This is a genomic window from Thalassospira sp. GO-4 (genome assembly GCF_023588965.1).
In the GTDB taxonomy this organism is placed as follows: domain Bacteria; phylum Pseudomonadota; class Alphaproteobacteria; order Rhodospirillales; family Thalassospiraceae; genus Thalassospira; species Thalassospira povalilytica.
In genome coordinates this window covers 3073595-3092378 of record NZ_CP097807.1, presented here as the reverse complement: position 1 = coordinate 3092378, position 18784 = coordinate 3073595, and the positions used below count along the sequence as shown (strand labels likewise).

Genomic DNA, 18784 nt, shown 5'->3' with positions numbered 1-18784 from the left:
GGCAAAGCTGCCTGTCGGAATCTTCTGCCGGGTTATGGGATCCCATCCTGGCACAATCAGAACAGATGCCCTGCCCGATCTTTCTTGGTTTGCAGATAAAATTCGTTGTGACCGTTCGAAGGGAATTTGTGGGGAACGCGTTCGGACACCTGAATGCCCCAGCTTTCAAGTCCGGTCAGCTTTTCAGGGTTGTTGGTCAAAAGACGCACTGTCTCAAAACCCATCTGTCTGAGCATCTCGGCGGCTGGCCGGTAAACGCGTTCATCGGCGTCAAATCCAAGTTCTTCGTTGGCGTCAAGCGTATCAAAGCCGCGATCCTGAAGTGCATAAGCGCGCAATTTGTTGACCAGGCCGATCCCGCGCCCTTCCTGGCGCAAATATAGAACGATGCCACCCTCTCCGCTGCGCGAAATTTCGGAAATTGCGCCGCGCAATTGCGGGCCGCAATCACAACGCAACGATCCGATCAGATCACCGGTAAAGCATTCCGAATGCAAGCGGATCAGCACCGGTTTGTCCTTTGCCGGTTCGTCAATGACGATGGCCAGATGTTCCTGTCCACCGTCTTCGGGACGGAAGGCAATGACAGTCGCATTTTCGGCATCTTCAAGCGGCACACGGGCTTCACTCACCTGGCGCAGACTTGCGGCAGAGGCATTTTCATATCCATTGATGCTGTCTGATTGCAGCACCAGAAGATTTTGCGCCCGTGCCAGATTTTCCAGCTGATCGGCGCCAACCCGAACCGTCACAACGGCCGGCAACAGTCTTGCCAGTTTTGCCAGTCGAATGGCGGCACTTTCGGCCATTGAAACCGGGCGCCAGTCACCTGTTGGCAATTTTTCAAGATCAAGCAACGGGTTGGCGATCTCGGCCAGCCGATCTGCATTGATTGCGGTTCGGTCCGCGCTGACAAAGGCGATAAACGGATCATCCTTGCACGCCTGTCCCAGTGATTTGGCGCGCACACGCGGAATAACGATTGCCGGGGCTGCGTTGCCATTTGCGATATCACACAAACGATCAAAACCAAGTTGCGACAACGGTTCTGCGGCAATGACAGCCACATTGTGGGCTTCGCCGTCCTGATGGCCTTGCACTAGAACGATTTCGCCACGGCGCAAATCGGCCACAGCGCGTGATACAGTCACAAGATCAGTGGCCGGGATCAGATTGCTGTCATTTTGGGCCGGGGCAACAGAACTTTGGGTCATCGTTATCTTGTCTTTATGATCACAACATCGCGATCTGGTGGGTATGGGGCTGGATAAGGACCCGAATTACTTAATATAACCGCATTGGTCAGTCAGGTTTCATTCCAAGCGCTGCGCAAAATCGCAGGAAGATAGACATCTTTCAAGATTTTACAGCAATGCACACCGGATAAAACCGACCGGGTGACTGTATTAAGTAATCCGCATCCTGCACAGGATTAATGCGAAAACAGTTTGTTCTTGAAAATGCACTTTAAGGCGCTGATCCTAGATTGAGTACTTTATATATGGCGGGCCGGACCGGAAGTTCCAGAAAACAAGGTAACACCCGGTTCCTGATACGCCCCAATATATAGACCGGATCGCGCAAGCAGCAAGGGATGGTGAATGTCGACAGGTAAACAGGTTCTTGTGGTCGAAGATGATGCAGCTTTGAGCCAGTCGCTGACTGAACAGCTTCGCCTGCATGAAGAGTTTGAATGCGTGGTCGCGAAAAGCGGTGCAGATGCACTTGATGCTGCCAAGGAATCCTATTTTGATGTGATCCTGCTTGATGTCGGGCTTCCCGATATGGACGGACGTGACGTGTGCAAACTCATGCGTCGGGCGGGCGTCAAGTCACCGATCATCATGCTCACTGGTGCCAATAGTGATTCAGACACCATTCTTGGCCTTGAATCCGGTGCCAATGACTATGTTACCAAGCCCTTCCGGCTCAATGTCCTGCTGGCGCGCATTCGCGCCCATATCCGCCAGCATGAAAAAAGCGAGGATGCCGTTTTTGTCATTGGTCCATACAGCTTTCAGCCAAGTGCCAAGATATTGATTGAAACCGCGACCGAGAAAAAAGTCCGCCTGACAGAAAAGGAAACTTCGATTCTGAAGTTCCTGTTCCGTGCCGGCGACAAGCCGGTTACCCGGGAAACCCTGCTTGATGAGGTATGGGGCTATAATGCCGGGGTCACGACCCATACGCTTGAAACCCATGTTTACCGGTTGCGTCAGAAAATCGAAAAAGACCCGTCAAATGCCGCGATCCTGATCACCGAGCCCGGCGGATACAAACTGATTCCGTAGTCAGGTTTTCGGCACGAATAAAAAAAATCCCGCTTCTGGCGGGATTTTTTGTCACAAAGAACGGATGAAACCGTCATTGTCTTTCGGCTGGTTATCCACAAAAATGCGCCTTACCCGAAAATCCGTCCAAAACACATGATTTCGGCAAAAAAATCGGTGAAATGACAAAGATTACCCCTTAAATCGGCATTTTCTGGTAAAAAATCACCGTATTTTGGGAATCAATAGCCTCGTGACCCGAAAATAGCTGTCCCAACCCGCACATGAGTAGCCCCAATGGCGATTGCAGCCTCGTAATCACCACTCATTCCCATGCTTTTGATTTTCAGTCCATGTTTCTGCGCAATCTTGCCAAGCAGGGCAAAATGCGGGGCCGGTTCCTCATCAACAGGAGGAATGCACATCAGCCCCTTGATCGGCAGCTCAAGCTCCTCGCGACACATCCTGATGAATGCATCAGCATCCTTTGGCGCGATCCCGGCTTTTTGCTCTTCCTCGCCAGTATTGATCTGAATGAACAAATCAGGGCACTCACCGGTTTTATCACGGTGCTTTGCCAATGCATTTGCAAGTTTCGGACGGTCAACGGTTTCAATCACATCAAACAGTGCGACCGCATCTTTCAGCTTATTGGTTTGAAGCGGCCCGATAAGATGAAGTTCGATATCGGGAAACTCTTCACGCAGCCCCGGCCATTTCCCTGCTGCTTCCTGGACCCGGTTTTCACCAAAAACCCGCCTTCCTTCAAGCAGGGCCTTGCGCACATGATCGGCTTCGTGATTTTTGCTGACACAGACAAGGGTGACTTCAGCCGGATCACGCTTTGCGGCAATACAGGCCGCATTGATATTTCTCTGAATTTCGGCAAGGTTTTCAGCAACATCGCTCTTGTCGGATGACAGATCAGACTGGCTCATGGATGATAGGCCCTTAATCGGTGGCAGACGAAGATCAGGATCATAACAATGGATGACACCCTGTTAAAGCAGGCTCGCCAACTCAATTTGTGCAATAGCCGCCCGGGGTCTGTTTTTCCGCCGGTCTTACTTTTGACCGACGATCACCGTTTGCCCGATCCGCGGTCAGCGATCAAGCAATTGCCGCGTAACAGCATGGTGATTTTTCGTCATTACAACCATCCCGACCGACCAAAACTGGCAGCATCACTCCGACAGCTTTGCCGCCTGCACCAAATCCGGTTTCTGGTTGCGGATGACCTTGGGCTTGCGCTTGAAATTTCTGCTGACGGAATTCATCTTCCGGAATATCGCATTCTCCAAACGCCTGGAATTTATCATCAAATTCCGACAGGGATGATTACGACATCCGCCTGCCACGGGATCAAAACCCTGCGCCACATGGCACTCCTTCCATCACGCAATCGACCAAGCGGAGCGTTGATTTCACCGGTATTTTCCACCCAAAGTCACCCCGATACTCCAGGCCTTTCACTTCAGGAAGCGCAACAGATGGCAATGCTGTGTCACACGCTTGGCATCACGCCGGTCGGACTGGGTGGAATTAACCGGAAAACATGCAGAAACCTGCGGTCTTCCGCCCTTGCTTCTTTGGCCGGGATAGGGTTTTCTTCTGAGTGAACCGCACCTTTCGGTGATTGGAGAATAAGCCCCGCAATGCCCCGCCACCTGCATCCATCGCGCAAGACTTTTGCGCGTTTCGCCTCCAGACAACCCTTTCAGTTCGGCCTGCCCAATGTCAGCCCGGGACTTACTCAAGCATCTGACAACAGTCCTGTTTATTTCACGCGTACGAATTCGCTTTTGCGTCAACAGGTTCTTGGCAATGCCAAGGGAGTTGCCATCAAATCCGATGCCTTCCGGTTTCAGGTGCTGCCGCGTGATCGCTGGGGAAAAACCGACTTTTCCAAAAGTTCTGTTCTGTTTTTAATCCCCGACGACGCGCTTGGCGATTGTGTTGGCATGACTCTGTTTCTCAGGGCATTTCTTCAACGCTATCCGCATGCGAAAACAGCCGTTCTTAACAGTGCCGCGGCTTCTGATATCTTTGGCCTGATCCCCGATCTTGCGATTTTTCAGTTGTTCATTTCTGCGCGGAACCTCGCACAGTTTGAATATGTGATTGATCTGAGCGAGATGGAAGGATGGAAAGATATCGCCACCATGCCGGTCAACCCGGAAGAAGCCCTTTGCGAAGCCTTTGAATTGGCGCCGATTCCGCTTGAAAAACGCGATGTCAGTTTTAGACCCGGGATCAATATCGGCATTGTCCCGATGGCCTCTTCCCCTCTTCGGACATTACCACCGGATCTTGTCGGGAAAGTCAGCACACTTTTTGCCCGTCATGATGCCAATGTCACGATTGTTCTGAATGCCTATCAAGGGGTGATGAAGGCCTATAAAGCGGTACTTGGCGATCTGGGCGCGCCCAATATACGGGTCGTCGACGGATTTAAGACGATCGGCGATCTTGTGCAGTTTGTCTCAAGGCAGGATTACATGGTAGTCGCTGATAGCGGCCCGGCGCATATTACCAAGCTTTTTCAGACACCGGGGCTCGGGATCTACAGTTCGGCTTCTGCCAAAACACTTCAGGGACGCCATCAAAATTTGCGCAGCTGGCAAAGCGGCTTTGTCGGCCCCTATTGTCAGGCGCCATGCGGACTTGCGAAGTTACGTGCGACGCCCGATGGCAAAATCGGCTGTATGGGAAGCCTGAATGTTGCGGCCAGTGCGTTAAGCGAACTACCCCAGAAAAGCGATCCGGCCCTTGCCCGTGCTTTGGTAACCGAAAGCCCCGTGCCCTGCGTTGCCGAACTTGGCCAAAAAAGCGATGCGATTTTATCGCTGCTCAAAACGGAGCTATTGCTGGACAGCTGATGCTTCTCGGCATCTGAAAATCTCGGCAAGCTGTGCAAAAAAGAAAGGGTGGCATAAGCCACCCTTTCCACGTCTGTATCCAATTCCGAAGAATTAGAAGTTCAGAACCAGACCGGTAACAGCGCCGTAGCCGTCATTGTCAGCAGTCAGGTCGGTTACGCCAGTGTTGGTGCTGTCAGCTTTCTGGTCAAACCAGAAGATCGAGGATTTCCAGGTCACGCCAGCACCAAGGCTGTAAGCAAGACCAAGGTCAACTGCGCTGATATCACCTTCGCGGTCAACTTCTTCGTAACCATAGCTCAACGAGATGGTTGCAGCGTCCATCGCATAGGAAACACCGATGTCATATGCGTCGAGTTCACGACCATCAGCAAGGGCGTAGTCATCTTCGGTATGGCCGTAAGAACCACCGACGGTGAAGTTGCCGAAGCCTACGTTTGCACCAGCGCCGTACCAAGCGCCTTCGCCTGCATCTTCACCAGTTGCTGAGAGGCCGAGCGACCAGCCATTGAAATCGGCATTGTATTCAACGCCAGCAGAAACGATGTTATCGCCGCCACCATTTTTGTCGTTGTAGCTGCTTGCGCCGTTGCGCTGGCTATCGTCAGCGAAGGACGCGCCTGCACGGAAGCCACCAAGCGACGGAGTGTAGTAGGTTACACGGTTCTGGTCACCGCTCGAGCGAACGGTGTCAATCAGATATGCGTCAACCCAGTTGCTCATATCGCCATCGTTTACCCCAACCGGGCCAACAGACGGTGCGGTGATGCCCATTGCATCGGCAGCACTGTCGTTTTTGCCCATTTCAATGCGACCGAAGCCACCATTGATGTAAAGGTACTGTTCGTCGACCTGATCGCCGGAGGTTTCACCTTCGAGCTCAATCACTGCGCCAACTTCGATGCCGTTATCAAGGGTAGTGTTACCTTTGAAGTGAACTTCGGTATCGGACTGGAAAGCGTTGTAACGGCCACCGGAAGCGGTGTTATCTGCGTCAGACATACCGATCCACTGTTCCATGTAACCACCAACCTGGAGCTGGATTTTTTCAGAAGCCTGTGCGGAACCTGCAACAGCTACAGCGACGAGCGCGCTGGAAGCAAAAAGAATCTTTTTCATCTTTACCCTCAAAGAATGACGTTTCGGGAATGAAGGGGTTGAACCGAGCGGCCCTTCAATCTGTCGAGGGACATAAAAGCCAGTTAATGACCATTGGTCAACAAAGATAACCGACTATAGGTCATTTAAATATCGCAGTGTTGCATTTTAACCACACTTTTAAGCTTTATATTGCTGATAATTCGTACTAGTTAATTGATTAATAGTCATTTTTAGATAACTTACGTATCGTCTGAATATTAATTCACTAATAAATATCACATGGTCAGTTATTTCAGGAAATTAATGACGCAAAAATGATCAAATGACATGCAAGCCCATGATGACTCGTACCCGCTCGCCCCAATCCTAGGTTTAGATCAGAACATATCGGTTCAAAAATGATATTGATCTGGACGAGTCGGCTTATGGCTTCACGATAAAGCCGAACTGCAAATGTCTGACAGACACTGTCATTGCCAAATTTAAGCCGTCGATCGGAATTCTAAAGCGCAAGCCTCGACTCAAAGAATTAAGACTTCGGCATTCAGTAAGTCAGCCAAAAAAAGAAGGAGGCGGAAAATCCGCCTCCTTCAATTCTTCAGCTAATCCGGTATGGATTAGAAGGAGAGAGCAAGACCAGTAACAGCGCCGAAACCGTCGTTGTCGTTGGTGTTGTTGTCTGCATCGTCTTCGAACCAGAAGATCGAGGACTTCCAGGTCACGCCAGCACCGAGGGTGTAAGCAAGACCGAGGTCAGCAGCAGCAACTTCGCCGTTACCATAGTCAGAGAAAGCATAGGTTGCGGAAACGGTTGCTGCGTCCATTGCATAGGAAACACCAACATCGAAACCATCAACATCATAAGTACCGGTGGTGGTGCCGAACTCTTTGTCTTTCTCACCGTAAGAAGCGCCAACTACGAAGTTCGCGAAACCAACATTTGCACCAATGTTGTACCACTCACCTTCGTTTTTGCTTTCGCCGGTTGCAGCAACAGAAACAGAAACGGCATCGAAGTCACCGTTATATTCTACGCCACCGGAAACAACTTCACGACCGTTGGTGGTCTGGTCATTAGCTTCTGCATCAGCAGAGTCGGTGTAGGAAACACCAGCGCGGAAACCGCCAAATACCGGGGTGTAATAGGTGAGTTTGTTGTCGTCACCATCGTCCCAGCTGTTGTTCGGCATGTTCGAGGTGCTGATCCACTTGGTCAGGTCACCGTCATTTGCGCCAACCGGACCAACTGCCGGAGCAGAAATGGTCATGTCGCCAGCTGCGCCATCTTCGGCACCAAGCTTAACCTGACCGAAACCGCCATTGACATACAGGTACTGTTCGTCAGTTGCGTTGTCACCGCCTTCGATACCGAATTCGATTGCTACGCCAACTTCGATGCCGTTATCAAGGGTGGTTGCACCTTTGAAGTGAACTTCGGTATCGGACTGGAACTTGTTTTTGCCTTCAGCGTTGTTGTCTTCATCAGCAACACCGACCCACTGTTCCATGAAACCACCGAGCGACAGGCTGATTTTCTCAGAAGCCTGTGCCTGGCCTGCGAAAGCAACAGCGACGAGTGCGCTGGAAGCTACCAGAATCTTTTTCATCTTTTCCCTCAACGTCTTTGCAAATGCGCTTGAGCGCATAACAAAATTAGGTGAGCAGCTTTTTTGTTATTGCCGCTCGGTTCGACGTTATGGAGCCAGTATTTTTTGCTGTCGTCAACGATACTGTGATCAAAATGCGACATTTTTCACATCATGTTGCACAAAAACCACACATGTTTTTATTTGCCCGGCGCGCCATCCGCCTTATAGTGCGGGCAACTGCTGAACGACACTCGATATTAAGGGCTACACCGTGAACAGTTCTTTCGCCAAATTCGCGACTATTGCTGCACTTTCTGCCTTTTTGGCAAGCTGTGCTGGATCACAAGCTGACTATGACAGTTTTCCTGGGTCTGCTCCTGGAGATCAGAAAGTGAATGGCCGCAAAGCAACGCGCGCCGACCTGAAAGAACAAGGATCTCTGTTCGGTGGTGATGGCCTGAACATTTTCGGTGGCGAAGAGGCCAAGCCGGGCGCAGGTGGATCCGGCATCGGTGTCAACAGCTTCTTGTGGCGTGCCACACTTGATACGCTGTCATTCATGCCCCTTAATTCTGCCGACCCGTTTGGCGGTGTGATCATTACCGACTGGTATTCTCCGGCAGAGACCCCGAATGAACGCTTCAAACTGACCGCGTATATTCTCGGTACAGCATTGCGATCCGATGCCATCAAGGTTTCGGTATTCCGTCAGGTCAATGTCGGTCCGAATCAGTGGCAGGATGCGGTGGTCGAAGCGGGGACGGTTACCTCTCTTGAAGATGCGATCCTGACCCGTGCCCGCCAGCTGCGCATCGACAGTGCAAATGCCCAATAGGGTTAATGGCACAGGACGCCTTATATATATCGCCCGAATTCAACCCCCACTCGCTTGAACGCGACTGGGGGTTCGTCATGCGCAGCCAGTACCCAGCGCTGTACGCCGCCCTGTCAAAAGACCTTTCAGCGTTGCGTCGTGCAATGTTTGATCATGTCATCGCGCAAGCAACGGTCACCCAAAGCCAGGGTGACCAGATAAAGAAGCCCGTTTTGCAAAAAGATGCCAAGGTCACGACGGAGTCGGTGAGCCCCGATGCGCAGCAGCTATATCGCGAAGTTGGCCTCGATACCCTATCACTGGCTTTGCTGGCGGATGTTCCCATTCACCGTCCATTGCAAATAAGTCACAACAGTCTGGTTGGTCATTGGCGCTGGCTGCGTCAGGTTTGGCGAACATGTACGAATTTTTCCGAAAGAATGCCGCACGGCGGCATCAAAGAATCCTCAACCTCGGAAATCATCACAGCCATTGATGAAGGCCGAAACAATCTGGCAATTGCCCTGTTGCGTCAAAGCTTCCGCGACCTCGAGTCGGAGGATAATTCCACGTCGGCACGATCAAACCGGACGCACCATTCTTTTCTTGCCAATCTAACTCTGTTTTGCCCTTTTATCGGAACCGAACTATTGTGGCGGCAAGGCCTGATCGCTGGCCCGAAAGACAGAAGGCTTGATTGAATGAAAATGCGCGCGATTCTACCGGTTTTGGCACTTGTTGCCCTGACGACCCTGAGTGCCTGCGGCTTCCGGCCGCTTTACGCAACAGGGGGCGACAATTACAACACCGCTGCAAACATGGCACTTGTCAAAGTTGCCCTGATTAATGACCGTGTCGGTCAGGTCACGCGCAATGCCTTGGTCGAGACCCTGACCCCGCGGGGGCAAAGCAAGACCCCCTTGTATGACCTTAAAGTCACACTGAGCGAATCGACCAGTGAACAGGGCTTTACCAAAGACAACGAAGCGACAATCGCCGATTACCTGATCACGGCAACATATGAACTGACGCGCCGGCAGGATTCAAAGGTCCTGCGCAAGGGCAATGTCAGAACCCGTACCAGTTACAATATTGTCGATTCCGATTTCGCAACCATCGAAGCCGAAAGCGCCGCACAGGCCGATGCCGCACGGACTTTGGCCAATCAGCTTGCCAACCAGGTCGCAATCGGCCTGAGATCGCAATAAATCCCGTTCTGTAATTTCTGCACCCGATACCAGGATAACCAAGACGCTTCATGAAGCTCAAGGCAGCCCAAGTCGAAACCTTTTTACGCAGTCCCGATGCCAAGGCACAGCTGATCCTGATCTATGGCGAGGATGAAGGCCTTGTGCGCGAACGCGCCGTGCGCCTGGCTAAAACCGTTGTCGAGGATCTCAAGGATCCGTTTCGGGTGATCGAACTTGGCATCCCGCAGCTTAAGGAAGATGCCGGACGCCTTCGTGATGAGGCCGCCGCGATCAGCTTTGGCGGTGGACGGCGGGTGATCCGCATCCGCGACATTGGCGAAGCACAAGCCCCGATTATCGCAGACTTTCTGGCCGATCCGGCTGGCGACGCCCTGATTGTTATTGAAGCCGGCAGCCTTGCATCGAAATCCAAACTGCGTCAGGCGGTCGAAAAAGCCGGCAATGGCATGGCCCTGCCCTGTTATGCCGATAGCGGTCGTGACATCGAAACCCTGATCCAGTCGATCATGGAAGAACACAAGTTGCGGATCGATCGTGATGCCACGCGCTATCTGGTGGCAAATCTCGGATCCGACCGCATGATTTCACGAAGCGAGCTTGAAAAGCTTGCACTTTATGCGCTCAAAGACGGCCAGGTCACATTGGCCGACGCGATGGCCTGTGTCGGCGACAGTTCCGCCCGCCATTATGACGATGTCATTCAGGCCGTTTCACAGGGCAATGTCGTCAATCTTGATGCAGCACTGACCCGACTGGTGGAAGAAGGTCTCAACCCGGTCGGCGCATTGCGCATGATGATCAGCTATTTCCAGAAATTGCATCTGGTAAAGGGCCTGGTTGCCCAAGGTACCAATGCCGATCAGGCAATGAAGTCCCTGCGCCCACCCTTGTTTTTCAAGGCAGCTGACCAGTTTCGTGCCAATCTGAACAATTGGGCGGTAAATAACCTGCAACGTGCCCTGCAAATTCTGCTTGAGGCCGAAAAGGACTGTAAAAGCGGTCTGGCCATCCCGGAAACCATTGCCCATCGCGCCATGATCAAGGTTGCCGTCGCCCGCCAGAAACAGGCACGGCGGTAACTGCTTTCATTGAATATTTTATTGATACCAATTAAAAACGGGCCACCGATCGGATGGCCCGTTTTTTTGTGGCGAGATGATCTTTGTCGCCGAATAACCGACAACACCCGTCATGCCTTGTCGGTTATAATCAACTCATCAAGCTCGTCTTCATCGATCGCATCGGATTCGATTGGCGTGTCGCCTTCCGGTCCATCGACGACGGCATCAAGATCAATCCCGTCATCCTCGCCATCGCTTTCCGGCAAAGTAGCATCGGCGATGCTTTCAAGTTCCGCGGTCAGCTTCTCTTCCGGATCTTCGTCGTCTGCGGCCGGGTCATCGTCTTCGATAAACATCGAATCGAATTCATTCTCGTCCGAGTCGGATATTGATGAACTGTCTTCATCTCCGGTCAGATCATGGGCCTTCCCATGTGTAAGCCGTTGCAAAATGTCATCAAGCTGCTCAAGCGTTTCATAGCGAATAGAGATTTTTCCAGCCGCGCCATCAAAATCAATATTTACCGCCAACCCCAACATGTTGCTAAGGTCACGTTCAAGGGCCACAGTATCTGGGTCTTTGTGCGCAGAAGCCCCACCAGATGCTTTTTTGGGGCGGGATGCCTTGCCACCGTCGGTTTTCACCAACTTTTCTGTCTGGCGAACATTCAATCCCTTTTTGACAATCTGGGCTGCAAGCTCGACAGCATTTTCCGCCCCCAACAATGCCCGGGCATGGCCGGAGCTCAGAACCTTGTCAGACAGCATTTGCTTGATCGGCGCTGGCAGTCCCAGCAAGCGCAAGCTGTTGGCAATGTGACTACGGCTTTTGCCAAGCGCCTGACCCAGTGCTTCCTGGGTGTGCGAGAACTCGTTCATCAGGCGGTTATAGCCTTCGGCCTCTTCAAGCGGCGACAGATCCTGACGCTGAAGGTTCTCGATAAGGGCAATTTCGGCTGTTTCGCGATCATCGAAATCACGCACCAGCACAGGAACTTCATGTAATTGTGCCCGCTGTGCCGCGCGCCAGCGACGCTCACCCGCGATGATTTCATAGGTGGTTTCGCCCGTAGAAGACGCACGCACCAGAATCGGCTGAATGATCCCCTTTTCGCGGATCGAGGCAGCCAGATCATCAATGGCTTCGTCATCAAAATTGCTGCGCGGCTGGAATGGTGACGGCTTCAAATCCGTAATGGCAATCAGCTGTGTGGTGCCGCCCGGCCCCGGATGACCACCAGCCGATGCTTCACCGCCTGCGGCAACCGCAACGCCGACATCTTCGTCATCTTCACCCAGAAGTGCAGACAGTCCTCTCCCCAAGCCGCGTTTTTTTGCTTCGCTCATGCTTTAACCCCTTCGCGTTTCAGGACTTCGCTTGCCAGATTAAGATAGGCCCGTGATCCCGGGCATTTCATGTCGTAAACCAGAACCGGCGTCCCGTGACTGGGGGCCTCGGAGACACGAACATTGCGCGGAATGACAGTGCGATACACCACGTCACCGAAATAGTCGCGTACGTCATTGGCAACCTGTGCCGACAGGTTGTTGCGCTTGTCATACATGGTCAGAACAATGCCCTGGATTTCCAGATCCGGGTTAAATGCCTTTTTGACACGTTTGATGGTGCGAACCAGATGACTGACCCCTTCAAGGGCAAAGAATTCGCACTGCAACGGCACAAGAACCGCATCAGACGCCACCAGCGCATTCAAGGTCAAAAGGCCAAGCGACGGCGGGCAGTCGATCAGCACGTAATCAACATCCTGCGGCAACTTGCCCAGGGATTCTTTCAGCTGCATCTCGCGACGTTCAAAATCAACCAGTTCGATCTCGGCACCGGACAAGTCCATGCCGGACGGCACAATCGTCAAACGCGGGATCGCGGTTTCCTGACGCGCTTCTTCCACCGAATTGCCATTGATCAGGACGTCATAGGAACTGATCTGACGATCCGACGGACGCAACCCCAAACCGGTGCTGGCATTGCCCTGCGGATCAAGGTCAACAATCAGAACACGTTGATTAACCGCAGCAAGCGCCGTCGCCAGATTGATGGTGGTGGTTGTTTTACCAACGCCCCCCTTCTGGTTAGCAACCGCAATGATACGCGGACGATGCCCTGCCCCTTGTGACTGGGCGGAAAGCGGCAAGTCAATTACATCAGTCACCGGCCAACTCCTTTTAAGATCATCACGACTCCATCCGGATCCACCAGACTGGCATGCGTGGTTACATCAAACGACCAACCAGCGTTTCGTGCATCCGCCAGCTCATCCTCAAAGGCACGTCCCTTCAGCAGCACATAATGGCCACCGGCTTTCAAATGTCTTTGTCCCAATTCCAGCAATTTTGGCAGCGGTGCAAAGGCGCGCGCCGTAATCACATCGGCCGCGCGCGGTGCTGCGGCTTCGATCCGTTCGCGGGCAATTTCCGTCTGTGCCAAAACATTACAAACCCGGGCTGCTTCCATCAGGAACACCGTTTTTTTGGTATTGGATTCCATCATGGTGACGTTGCCCGCCCCAAGAATGGCCAAAACGATGCCCGGGAATCCGGCACCAGAGCCGAAATCAACGATTTTACCCTCTGCAGCAACATCCTGCAGATATGGCCAAAGCTGCGCAGAATCCTGTAAATGACGTCCCCAAACGTCTTCAGCCGTACTGGCGCCAACGATGTTAATACGTGGCTGCCATTTGACGACAAGGTCTGCGTATTGGTTCAAACGGTCCAATGTTTCACGTGAAACATTCAAATCGCGTTCGAACCACGTTTTTACGGGTGCGGAAATGGATTGCATAAATGATTTATACGTCCAGTTTGAAAGACACACCAGACTTGATTTTTGACGTTTTGCGTTTTTCATCGCGTCGCGACGCAAAAAATCGATAAAAGTCGGCTCGAATGTTTCACGTGAAACATCAATTATCAGAAATCGAGAAGCCAGATGGTCAAAAGATAGACTTGGTGTCGTAGCCATCGCCTGTCGCCGCGTCCGACAATAGTTCCCTGCCCAGCCATGGATTAGTAGATGCACCAAAGAATGTTCCACGTGAAACATTACTATACGCATGCCGCTTTCCAGCTTGTGCACCTACCCAAGCCAACGCAGTGTAAGCCAACAATATCCCGACATTCACGAGATCTGCCCTGATCACCGCAAGCGCCCTGCCCGCACTTTACCCCAAAGAACCACCCACAAAGTTGCCCGGCCCCGGTCGTGTATCGCTCCCATCTCACGGCACAGATACCTGCCAATCTGTTAGGTCAGCGGCGGCGGATTTTCGGTAAACCAACTGTCCCGCATGCACGCCCGGCCCGATAAGGAGGCGTTGCCAATTAAGCTGCTAATAAAATGTCCTGATGCGGCTCCCAAGAAAGAACCTGGTGCAGTTGTTCTGGCGGTCATTCAGAACGAAGAACGCAAAAAGGCCCGGATGATTGCTCAACCGGGCCCTTGCAGATGAATTTGATCAGGTGTTACTAGGCGCTTTTGGCCGCCTTGTCATCGCTGCCACGATGCTTGTGGCTTTTGATATGGCCAAGCAATGCTGTTACCGCTGCCGGTGTTACGCCCGGAATACGTGACGCGGCCCCAATCGTTTCAGGTTGAATTTCCTTGAGCTTCAACCGGATTTCAGCAGACAGACTTCCGACAGAATCAAAATCAAGGCCACGCGGCAAACGCAATTCTTCGTCTCGCCGGAACGCGGCGATGTCTGCGGCCTGCCGGTCAAGATATCCTTTATATTGCGCATCGATCGCCACCTGTTCCTTGATCGCCGGAGCAAGCTCGCCAAGCTGCGGCCACACGCGGGTCAAGGTATCAAAATCGATATCGGGATAGGCCAGAAGGTCATATGCAGATCGCCGCACACCGTCCTGATTGATCCTGATATCAAACTTGGCCAGACCATTGGGCGTTTCCGTCAGGGCCGAAACTTCATCCTTTGCGGATTGCAAGGCAGCTTTCTTTGCCCCCCACACCTGTTCGCGGGTTGACGCAATACAGCCAATATCAAGACCGCGATCCGTCAGACGCTGATCGGCGTTATCGGCGCGCAACATCAGTCGATATTCCGCACGCGATGTAAACATGCGATACGGTTCGCGGGTCCCCAAGGTCACCAGGTCATCGATCATCACACCAATATAGGCATCCGCCCGATCGAGCACGAATTCACGTTCGCCACCATCGGCGACCAGTGCCGCATTGACCCCGGCAATCAGGCCCTGTCCGGCTGCTTCTTCATAGCCGGTCGTGCCATTGATCTGTCCGGCAAAGAACAGACCGGCGACTTTTTTGGTTTCCAGCGTATGACGCAATTCGCGCGGATCAACGAAGTCATATTCGACAGCATAACCGGGGCGGAAAATCTCGACCTTTTCCAGACCCGGAATGGTGGCAAGCATGGCCAGCTGCACTTCTTCGGGGAGTGAGGTCGAAATGCCGTTCGGATAGACGGTCGGATCGTCGAGCCCTTCAGGTTCGAGGAAAATCTGATGCTGGTTCTTCTCGGCAAAGCGCACGACCTTGTCTTCGATCGACGGGCAATAACGCGGACCGCTGCTTTTGATCTGGCCGCTATACATCGGGGCGCGATGCAGGTTGGCACGAATGATTTCGTGGGTGGCCTCGGTCGTCCAGGTCATATGACACGGGATCTGGGGCACCGTAATTTCCTTGGTCAGGAAGGAAAACGGATCCGGCGGATTGTCGCCAAGCTGTTCCTGCAAACTTGCCCAATCGATGGTGCGGCCATCCAGACGTGCCGGCGTACCGGTCTTTAATCGGCCCAGTTTGAAATCATATTTTTCCAGCGTCTCGGAAAGACCCATTGCCGGGGCATCACCAATACGCCCGGCCGGCGTGGTCTTTTCGCCAATATGAATAAGACCGCGCAGGAAGGTACCCGTGGTCAGCACCACCGCACCGGCACGATATTCAATGCCGTCGCCGGTGATGACACCGGCCACGCGATTGTTCGCGTCAATGATCAGGTCTTCAACCCCGCCTTCAAGGATCGTGAGGTTTTCCTGATTGGCGAGGATATCCTGAACCGCTTCGCGATAAAGCTTGCGATCGGCCTGTGCGCGCGGACCCCGTACGGCCGGCCCCTTGGACCGGTTGAGCATACGGAACTGAATACCGGCACGGTCAATGGCGCGCCCCATCACACCGTCAAGCGCATCAACTTCGCGCACCATATGTCCCTTGCCCAAACCACCGATGGCCGGGTTGCAGGACATTTCACCGATGCGATCAGCGCGATGGGTCACCAGCGCCGTTGCTGCCCCCATGCGCGCAGCAGCAGCCGCAGCCTCACATCCGGCATGGCCACCGCCAACAACAATCACATCAAAACGGTTGTGCGACACATTCTGTGACATCGAATTCCTCACTCAATCCCCACACCGATATGTGGCGGGTTTGAACCTTTGCAGTTCGAATAGGCTTATCAGGTCCGGTCAATGGACCAATGTTTCACGTGAAACAATCGCAGGGCTCGATCTATAGCGACTCTTCCCTGATCTTATTTTCCGATACAGAAGTCCCCGAAGATAATATCGAGCAAGTCTTCCACATCGACACGTCCGGTAATCTTGCCGATCTCGCGTACTGCCAGGCGAACATCCTCGGCAGCAAGTTCTGCGATTTCGGTCTGCAATCCGCGATCAAGATGATCGCTGGCACTTTCAAGTGCACGCCGGTGTCGCAGCCTTGTCAAAGGCACGGGCCCGGCAAAATCGAGCCCCTCTTTTACGCGAGTTTCCAGCAGTTGCAAGAGGCTTTCGACCCCCTGCCCGGTCATGGCCGATATGGCCAAAACGGGAAGCTCCAGGCGATCCCCTTCAACCGAAGCACCCTGCCAGACGGACGGGATATCATCCGCATCGCTGCCATCAACCTTGTTGATCAGGATGATGGTCTTTGCATCAATCAGCCGGGCGGCTTCGGGATCGATATGGGGCCAGTCGGCACGATCGACAACAACGAGTCTGAGATCGGCATTCTCTGCCCGCTCGGTCGCACGACGCACCCCTTCGCTTTCGATCACATCACCGCTTTCGCGCAGGCCCGCAGTATCGACCATGGTCACCGGGAAACCGCCAAGATCAAGATGAACCTCGATCATGTCGCGCGTGGTCCCGGCAATCTCGGAAACAATTGCCGCATCGCGCTGTGCCAGACGGTTAAGAAGGCTCGATTTCCCGGCATTGGGCGCGCCAAGAATGACGATCTGGAACCCTTCGCGCAGGCGTTCGCCCCGGCGGTTATCAGCCAGATGGCGTTTGACCTCGTCATTCACCGCACGCAGATCGCCATGCACCACCGGTACAATCCCGTCGGGAAGATCTTCATCAGGGAAATCAATATCGGCCTCGATATGGGCCAATGCCTTCATCAGGCGTGCGCGCCAGCCTTCATAAAGCGTACCAAGCTCACCGGCCATCTGACGCACGGCCTGGCGACGCTGTGCCGCGGTTTCCGCATCAATCAGATCAGCGATCCCTTCGGCCGATGTCAGGTCCATCTTGCCGTTTTCAAAGGCCCGTCTGGTATATTCGCCCGGTTCGGCAATGCGCAGCCCGTCTTGACGCGACAGGCAATCAAGAACGCCTTCGATCACGGCACGTCCGCCATGAACATGCAGCTCAACCACATCTTCACCGGTAAAGCTTGCCGGGCCGGCAAAATAGATCGCCACCGCATCATCAAGACGCTCGCCCGATTGCGGATCACGGATCGGGGCGTAAACCGCATGGCGTGGCTTGGGCAGCGCATCACGTCCCAAAAGCGCACAAAGCGTCTGCCCGGATAACGGCCCCGAAAGGCGGATCACGGCCACACCGGCACGCCCGGCCCCGGATGACAGGGCAAAGATGGTTTCTCGGCTTGCAATCATGATGGATCGTTCAATCTTGTGGTTTCGGTTCGTGCTGTCGATATCGTTCAGTCGCGCGCAAAGGTCAACATAGCGCAGTCTTCACCAACAGGGTTTTAACAGTGCAAAAGAAAACGGCCCCGACAAAGGGACCGTTTGAATTCTTATTGATCCGGCGAAAGCTGCAATCTTTCGACCACCTGACCACCGACCAGGTGATCATCAAGAATGGCGTCAATATCTTCTATCGTCTCGTACCGATACCAGGTCCCTTCCGGATAAATCACCATCACCGGGCCCAGCTCGCACCGGTCCAGACATCCGGCCGTGTTGATCCGGGTCATCGGAATGCCGAGTTCCTTGGCGCGGACTTTCATGTAATTGCGAAGCTTGGTCGCGCCCTTGGAATTGCAACAGCCCCGCTCATGGCCAGCCGGGCGTTCGTTCTGGCACACAAAAACATGCGCCTGATAGTAGTGGTCAGTCACTTGGTTCAGTCCTTGTCACCGCTTCCGCCCGTTGATCCGTTGAACTGTCCCCAGAACGCTTTCTGAAGCTGTTCCCAATTCTGGATACCCTGCGGGAGCCAGGTATTAAGCATCGTTTCGGGATCCATTGCCGCCAAATTGGCCTTCATGCGGTCTTCGACCTCTTTCATCATGGCCTTCTGCATCGGCTGAACATCAGGAAGCCCAAAGAAGGTGCGGGCCTCTTCGGGGGTGCAATCAATGTTCACGGTTACTTTCATCGCCCTGATCTCCTTTTATTTTCTGATTTTTGTCCGCATCATTATGGCGCGCCTGCCTGCCATCTCAATCACAATAACCATATTGGCAGCATATTGGATCATTTCCCGGCAATATCACGAATTTGAGACAAAGATTACTGCCAATTGCCTTTATGAATGATGCCATAGGCCTTAGAGTCCCTCTTAACAGCATTGTCCGTCGTGATCTGTTCATCATTCGAT

At 53.1% G+C, this 18784-nt stretch carries 18 protein-coding genes; 7 read left to right on the top strand and 11 right to left on the bottom strand.

Going from position 1 to position 18784, the window contains the following annotated elements; translation table 11 throughout:
* Positions 1-56: 56 nt before the first annotated feature.
* Positions 57-1214: a GTP cyclohydrolase II gene (gene ribA, locus M9H61_RS14340; protein WP_250281196.1), complete on the bottom strand. Its 1158-nt coding sequence runs from the start codon at positions 1212-1214 to the stop codon at positions 57-59.
* Between the two features lie 387 nt (positions 1215-1601).
* On the opposite strand from ribA, the gene M9H61_RS14335 reads away from it, so the two are divergent.
* On the top strand, positions 1602-2291 hold the full coding sequence (locus M9H61_RS14335) for a response regulator transcription factor (RefSeq protein ID WP_250281194.1): 690 nt from the start codon (positions 1602-1604) through the stop codon (positions 2289-2291).
* A 221-nt stretch (positions 2292-2512) separates the two neighbouring features.
* Here the strand turns inward: M9H61_RS14335 and M9H61_RS14330 are convergent, their stop codons facing one another.
* Complete coding sequence (locus M9H61_RS14330; protein ID WP_250281192.1) at positions 2513-3208, bottom strand: YggS family pyridoxal phosphate-dependent enzyme; 696 nt, start codon at positions 3206-3208, stop codon at positions 2513-2515.
* 48 nt (positions 3209-3256) lie between these two features.
* Here M9H61_RS14330 and M9H61_RS14325 point away from each other — a divergent pair, with 48 nt between their 5' ends.
* Together M9H61_RS14325 and M9H61_RS14320 are read left to right on the top strand one after the other, a co-directional pair.
* Positions 3257-3889, top strand: a complete 633-nt coding sequence (locus tag M9H61_RS14325; RefSeq protein ID WP_250281190.1) for a thiamine phosphate synthase — start codon at positions 3257-3259, stop codon at positions 3887-3889.
* A 36-nt stretch (positions 3890-3925) separates the two neighbouring features.
* Positions 3926-5149, top strand: coding sequence for a lipopolysaccharide heptosyltransferase family protein (locus M9H61_RS14320; RefSeq protein ID WP_250281189.1), 1224 nt, complete (start codon positions 3926-3928; stop codon positions 5147-5149).
* Between the two features lie 93 nt (positions 5150-5242).
* Here M9H61_RS14320 and M9H61_RS14315 read toward each other — a convergent pair whose 3' ends face one another.
* On the bottom strand, positions 5243-6268 hold the full coding sequence (locus tag M9H61_RS14315; protein ID WP_250281187.1) for a porin: 1026 nt from the start codon (positions 6266-6268) through the stop codon (positions 5243-5245).
* A 599-nt stretch (positions 6269-6867) separates the two neighbouring features.
* On the bottom strand, positions 6868-7857 hold the full coding sequence (locus M9H61_RS14310; protein ID WP_250281183.1) for a porin: 990 nt from the start codon (positions 7855-7857) through the stop codon (positions 6868-6870).
* A 373-nt stretch (positions 7858-8230) separates the two neighbouring features.
* Between M9H61_RS14310 and M9H61_RS14305 the strand changes: the two genes are divergently transcribed.
* The 4 genes from M9H61_RS14305 to holA are packed head-to-tail and all read left to right on the top strand — an operon-like array spanning position 8231 to position 10943.
* Complete coding sequence (locus M9H61_RS14305) at positions 8231-8674, top strand: DUF3576 domain-containing protein (RefSeq protein ID WP_371833734.1); 444 nt, start codon at positions 8231-8233, stop codon at positions 8672-8674.
* A 5-nt stretch (positions 8675-8679) separates the two neighbouring features.
* The gene (locus tag M9H61_RS14300; protein ID WP_250281181.1) at positions 8680-9354 is read left to right on the top strand and encodes a hypothetical protein; all 675 of its coding nucleotides are present in this window, start codon (positions 8680-8682) and stop codon (positions 9352-9354) included.
* Positions 9355-9861 carry an LPS assembly lipoprotein LptE gene (lptE, locus tag M9H61_RS14295; protein ID WP_101246664.1) on the top strand — a complete coding sequence of 169 codons (507 nt, stop codon included), beginning with the start codon at positions 9355-9357 and terminating at the stop codon, positions 9859-9861. It begins immediately after the preceding gene.
* Between the two features lie 50 nt (positions 9862-9911).
* The gene (holA, locus tag M9H61_RS14290) at positions 9912-10943 is read left to right on the top strand and encodes a DNA polymerase III subunit delta (RefSeq protein WP_101246665.1); all 1032 of its coding nucleotides are present in this window, start codon (positions 9912-9914) and stop codon (positions 10941-10943) included.
* Between the two features lie 110 nt (positions 10944-11053).
* On the opposite strand, the gene M9H61_RS14285 is transcribed toward holA, so the two are convergent.
* From M9H61_RS14285 to M9H61_RS14255, 7 genes are all read right to left on the bottom strand, one after another.
* The gene (locus M9H61_RS14285; protein ID WP_250281179.1) at positions 11054-12271 is read right to left on the bottom strand and encodes a ParB/RepB/Spo0J family partition protein; all 1218 of its coding nucleotides are present in this window, start codon (positions 12269-12271) and stop codon (positions 11054-11056) included.
* Positions 12268-13095 carry a ParA family protein gene (locus M9H61_RS14280; protein ID WP_250281178.1) on the bottom strand — a complete coding sequence of 276 codons (828 nt, stop codon included), beginning with the start codon at positions 13093-13095 and terminating at the stop codon, positions 12268-12270. Before M9H61_RS14280 ends, M9H61_RS14285 begins: the two co-directional genes overlap by 4 nt.
* Entirely contained in the window at positions 13092-13907 is an 816-nt protein-coding gene (rsmG, locus tag M9H61_RS14275) for a 16S rRNA (guanine(527)-N(7))-methyltransferase RsmG (protein ID WP_250281176.1), read from the bottom strand. Before rsmG ends, M9H61_RS14280 begins: the two co-directional genes overlap by 4 nt.
* 503 nt (positions 13908-14410) lie before the next feature.
* On the bottom strand, positions 14411-16318 hold the full coding sequence (gene mnmG, locus M9H61_RS14270; RefSeq protein WP_250281168.1) for a tRNA uridine-5-carboxymethylaminomethyl(34) synthesis enzyme MnmG: 1908 nt from the start codon (positions 16316-16318) through the stop codon (positions 14411-14413).
* 143 nt (positions 16319-16461) lie between these two features.
* Complete coding sequence (gene mnmE / locus M9H61_RS14265; protein ID WP_250281166.1) at positions 16462-17835, bottom strand: tRNA uridine-5-carboxymethylaminomethyl(34) synthesis GTPase MnmE; 1374 nt, start codon at positions 17833-17835, stop codon at positions 16462-16464.
* Positions 17836-17978: 143 nt separating this feature from the next.
* Positions 17979-18302, bottom strand: a complete 324-nt coding sequence (locus M9H61_RS14260; protein WP_228194872.1) for a ferredoxin — start codon at positions 18300-18302, stop codon at positions 17979-17981.
* Between the two features lie 5 nt (positions 18303-18307).
* Positions 18308-18562, bottom strand: a complete 255-nt coding sequence (locus tag M9H61_RS14255) for a DUF6489 family protein (RefSeq protein ID WP_101246671.1) — start codon at positions 18560-18562, stop codon at positions 18308-18310.
* Positions 18563-18784: the final 222 nt, after the last annotated feature.

Excerpts from the sequence above, each read along its gene's own strand:
- M9H61_RS14315 (WP_250281187.1), bottom strand. The coding sequence starts at position 6,268 with ATGAAAAAGATTCTTTTTGCTTCCAGCGCGCTCGTCGCTGTAGCTGTT.
- M9H61_RS14255 (WP_101246671.1), bottom strand. The coding sequence starts at position 18,562 with ATGAAAGTAACCGTGAACATTGATTGCACCCCCGAAGAGGCCCGCACC.
- M9H61_RS14300 (WP_250281181.1), top strand. The coding sequence starts at position 8,680 with ATGGCACAGGACGCCTTATATATATCGCCCGAATTCAACCCCCACTCG.
- ribA (WP_250281196.1), bottom strand. The coding sequence starts at position 1,214 with ATGACCCAAAGTTCTGTTGCCCCGGCCCAAAATGACAGCAATCTGATC.
- M9H61_RS14320 (WP_250281189.1), top strand. The coding sequence starts at position 3,926 with ATGCCCCGCCACCTGCATCCATCGCGCAAGACTTTTGCGCGTTTCGCC.
- M9H61_RS14310 (WP_250281183.1), bottom strand. The coding sequence starts at position 7,857 with ATGAAAAAGATTCTGGTAGCTTCCAGCGCACTCGTCGCTGTTGCTTTC.
- rsmG (WP_250281176.1), bottom strand. The coding sequence starts at position 13,907 with ATGGCTACGACACCAAGTCTATCTTTTGACCATCTGGCTTCTCGATTT.
- M9H61_RS14285 (WP_250281179.1), bottom strand. The coding sequence starts at position 12,271 with ATGAGCGAAGCAAAAAAACGCGGCTTGGGGAGAGGACTGTCTGCACTT.
- M9H61_RS14325 (WP_250281190.1), top strand. The coding sequence starts at position 3,257 with ATGGATGACACCCTGTTAAAGCAGGCTCGCCAACTCAATTTGTGCAAT.
- M9H61_RS14330 (WP_250281192.1), bottom strand. The coding sequence starts at position 3,208 with ATGAGCCAGTCTGATCTGTCATCCGACAAGAGCGATGTTGCTGAAAAC.
- mnmE (WP_250281166.1), bottom strand. The coding sequence starts at position 17,835 with ATGATTGCAAGCCGAGAAACCATCTTTGCCCTGTCATCCGGGGCCGGG.
- mnmG (WP_250281168.1), bottom strand. The coding sequence starts at position 16,318 with ATGTCACAGAATGTGTCGCACAACCGTTTTGATGTGATTGTTGTTGGC.
- M9H61_RS14335 (WP_250281194.1), top strand. The coding sequence starts at position 1,602 with ATGTCGACAGGTAAACAGGTTCTTGTGGTCGAAGATGATGCAGCTTTG.
- lptE (WP_101246664.1), top strand. The coding sequence starts at position 9,355 with ATGAAAATGCGCGCGATTCTACCGGTTTTGGCACTTGTTGCCCTGACG.
- holA (WP_101246665.1), top strand. The coding sequence starts at position 9,912 with ATGAAGCTCAAGGCAGCCCAAGTCGAAACCTTTTTACGCAGTCCCGAT.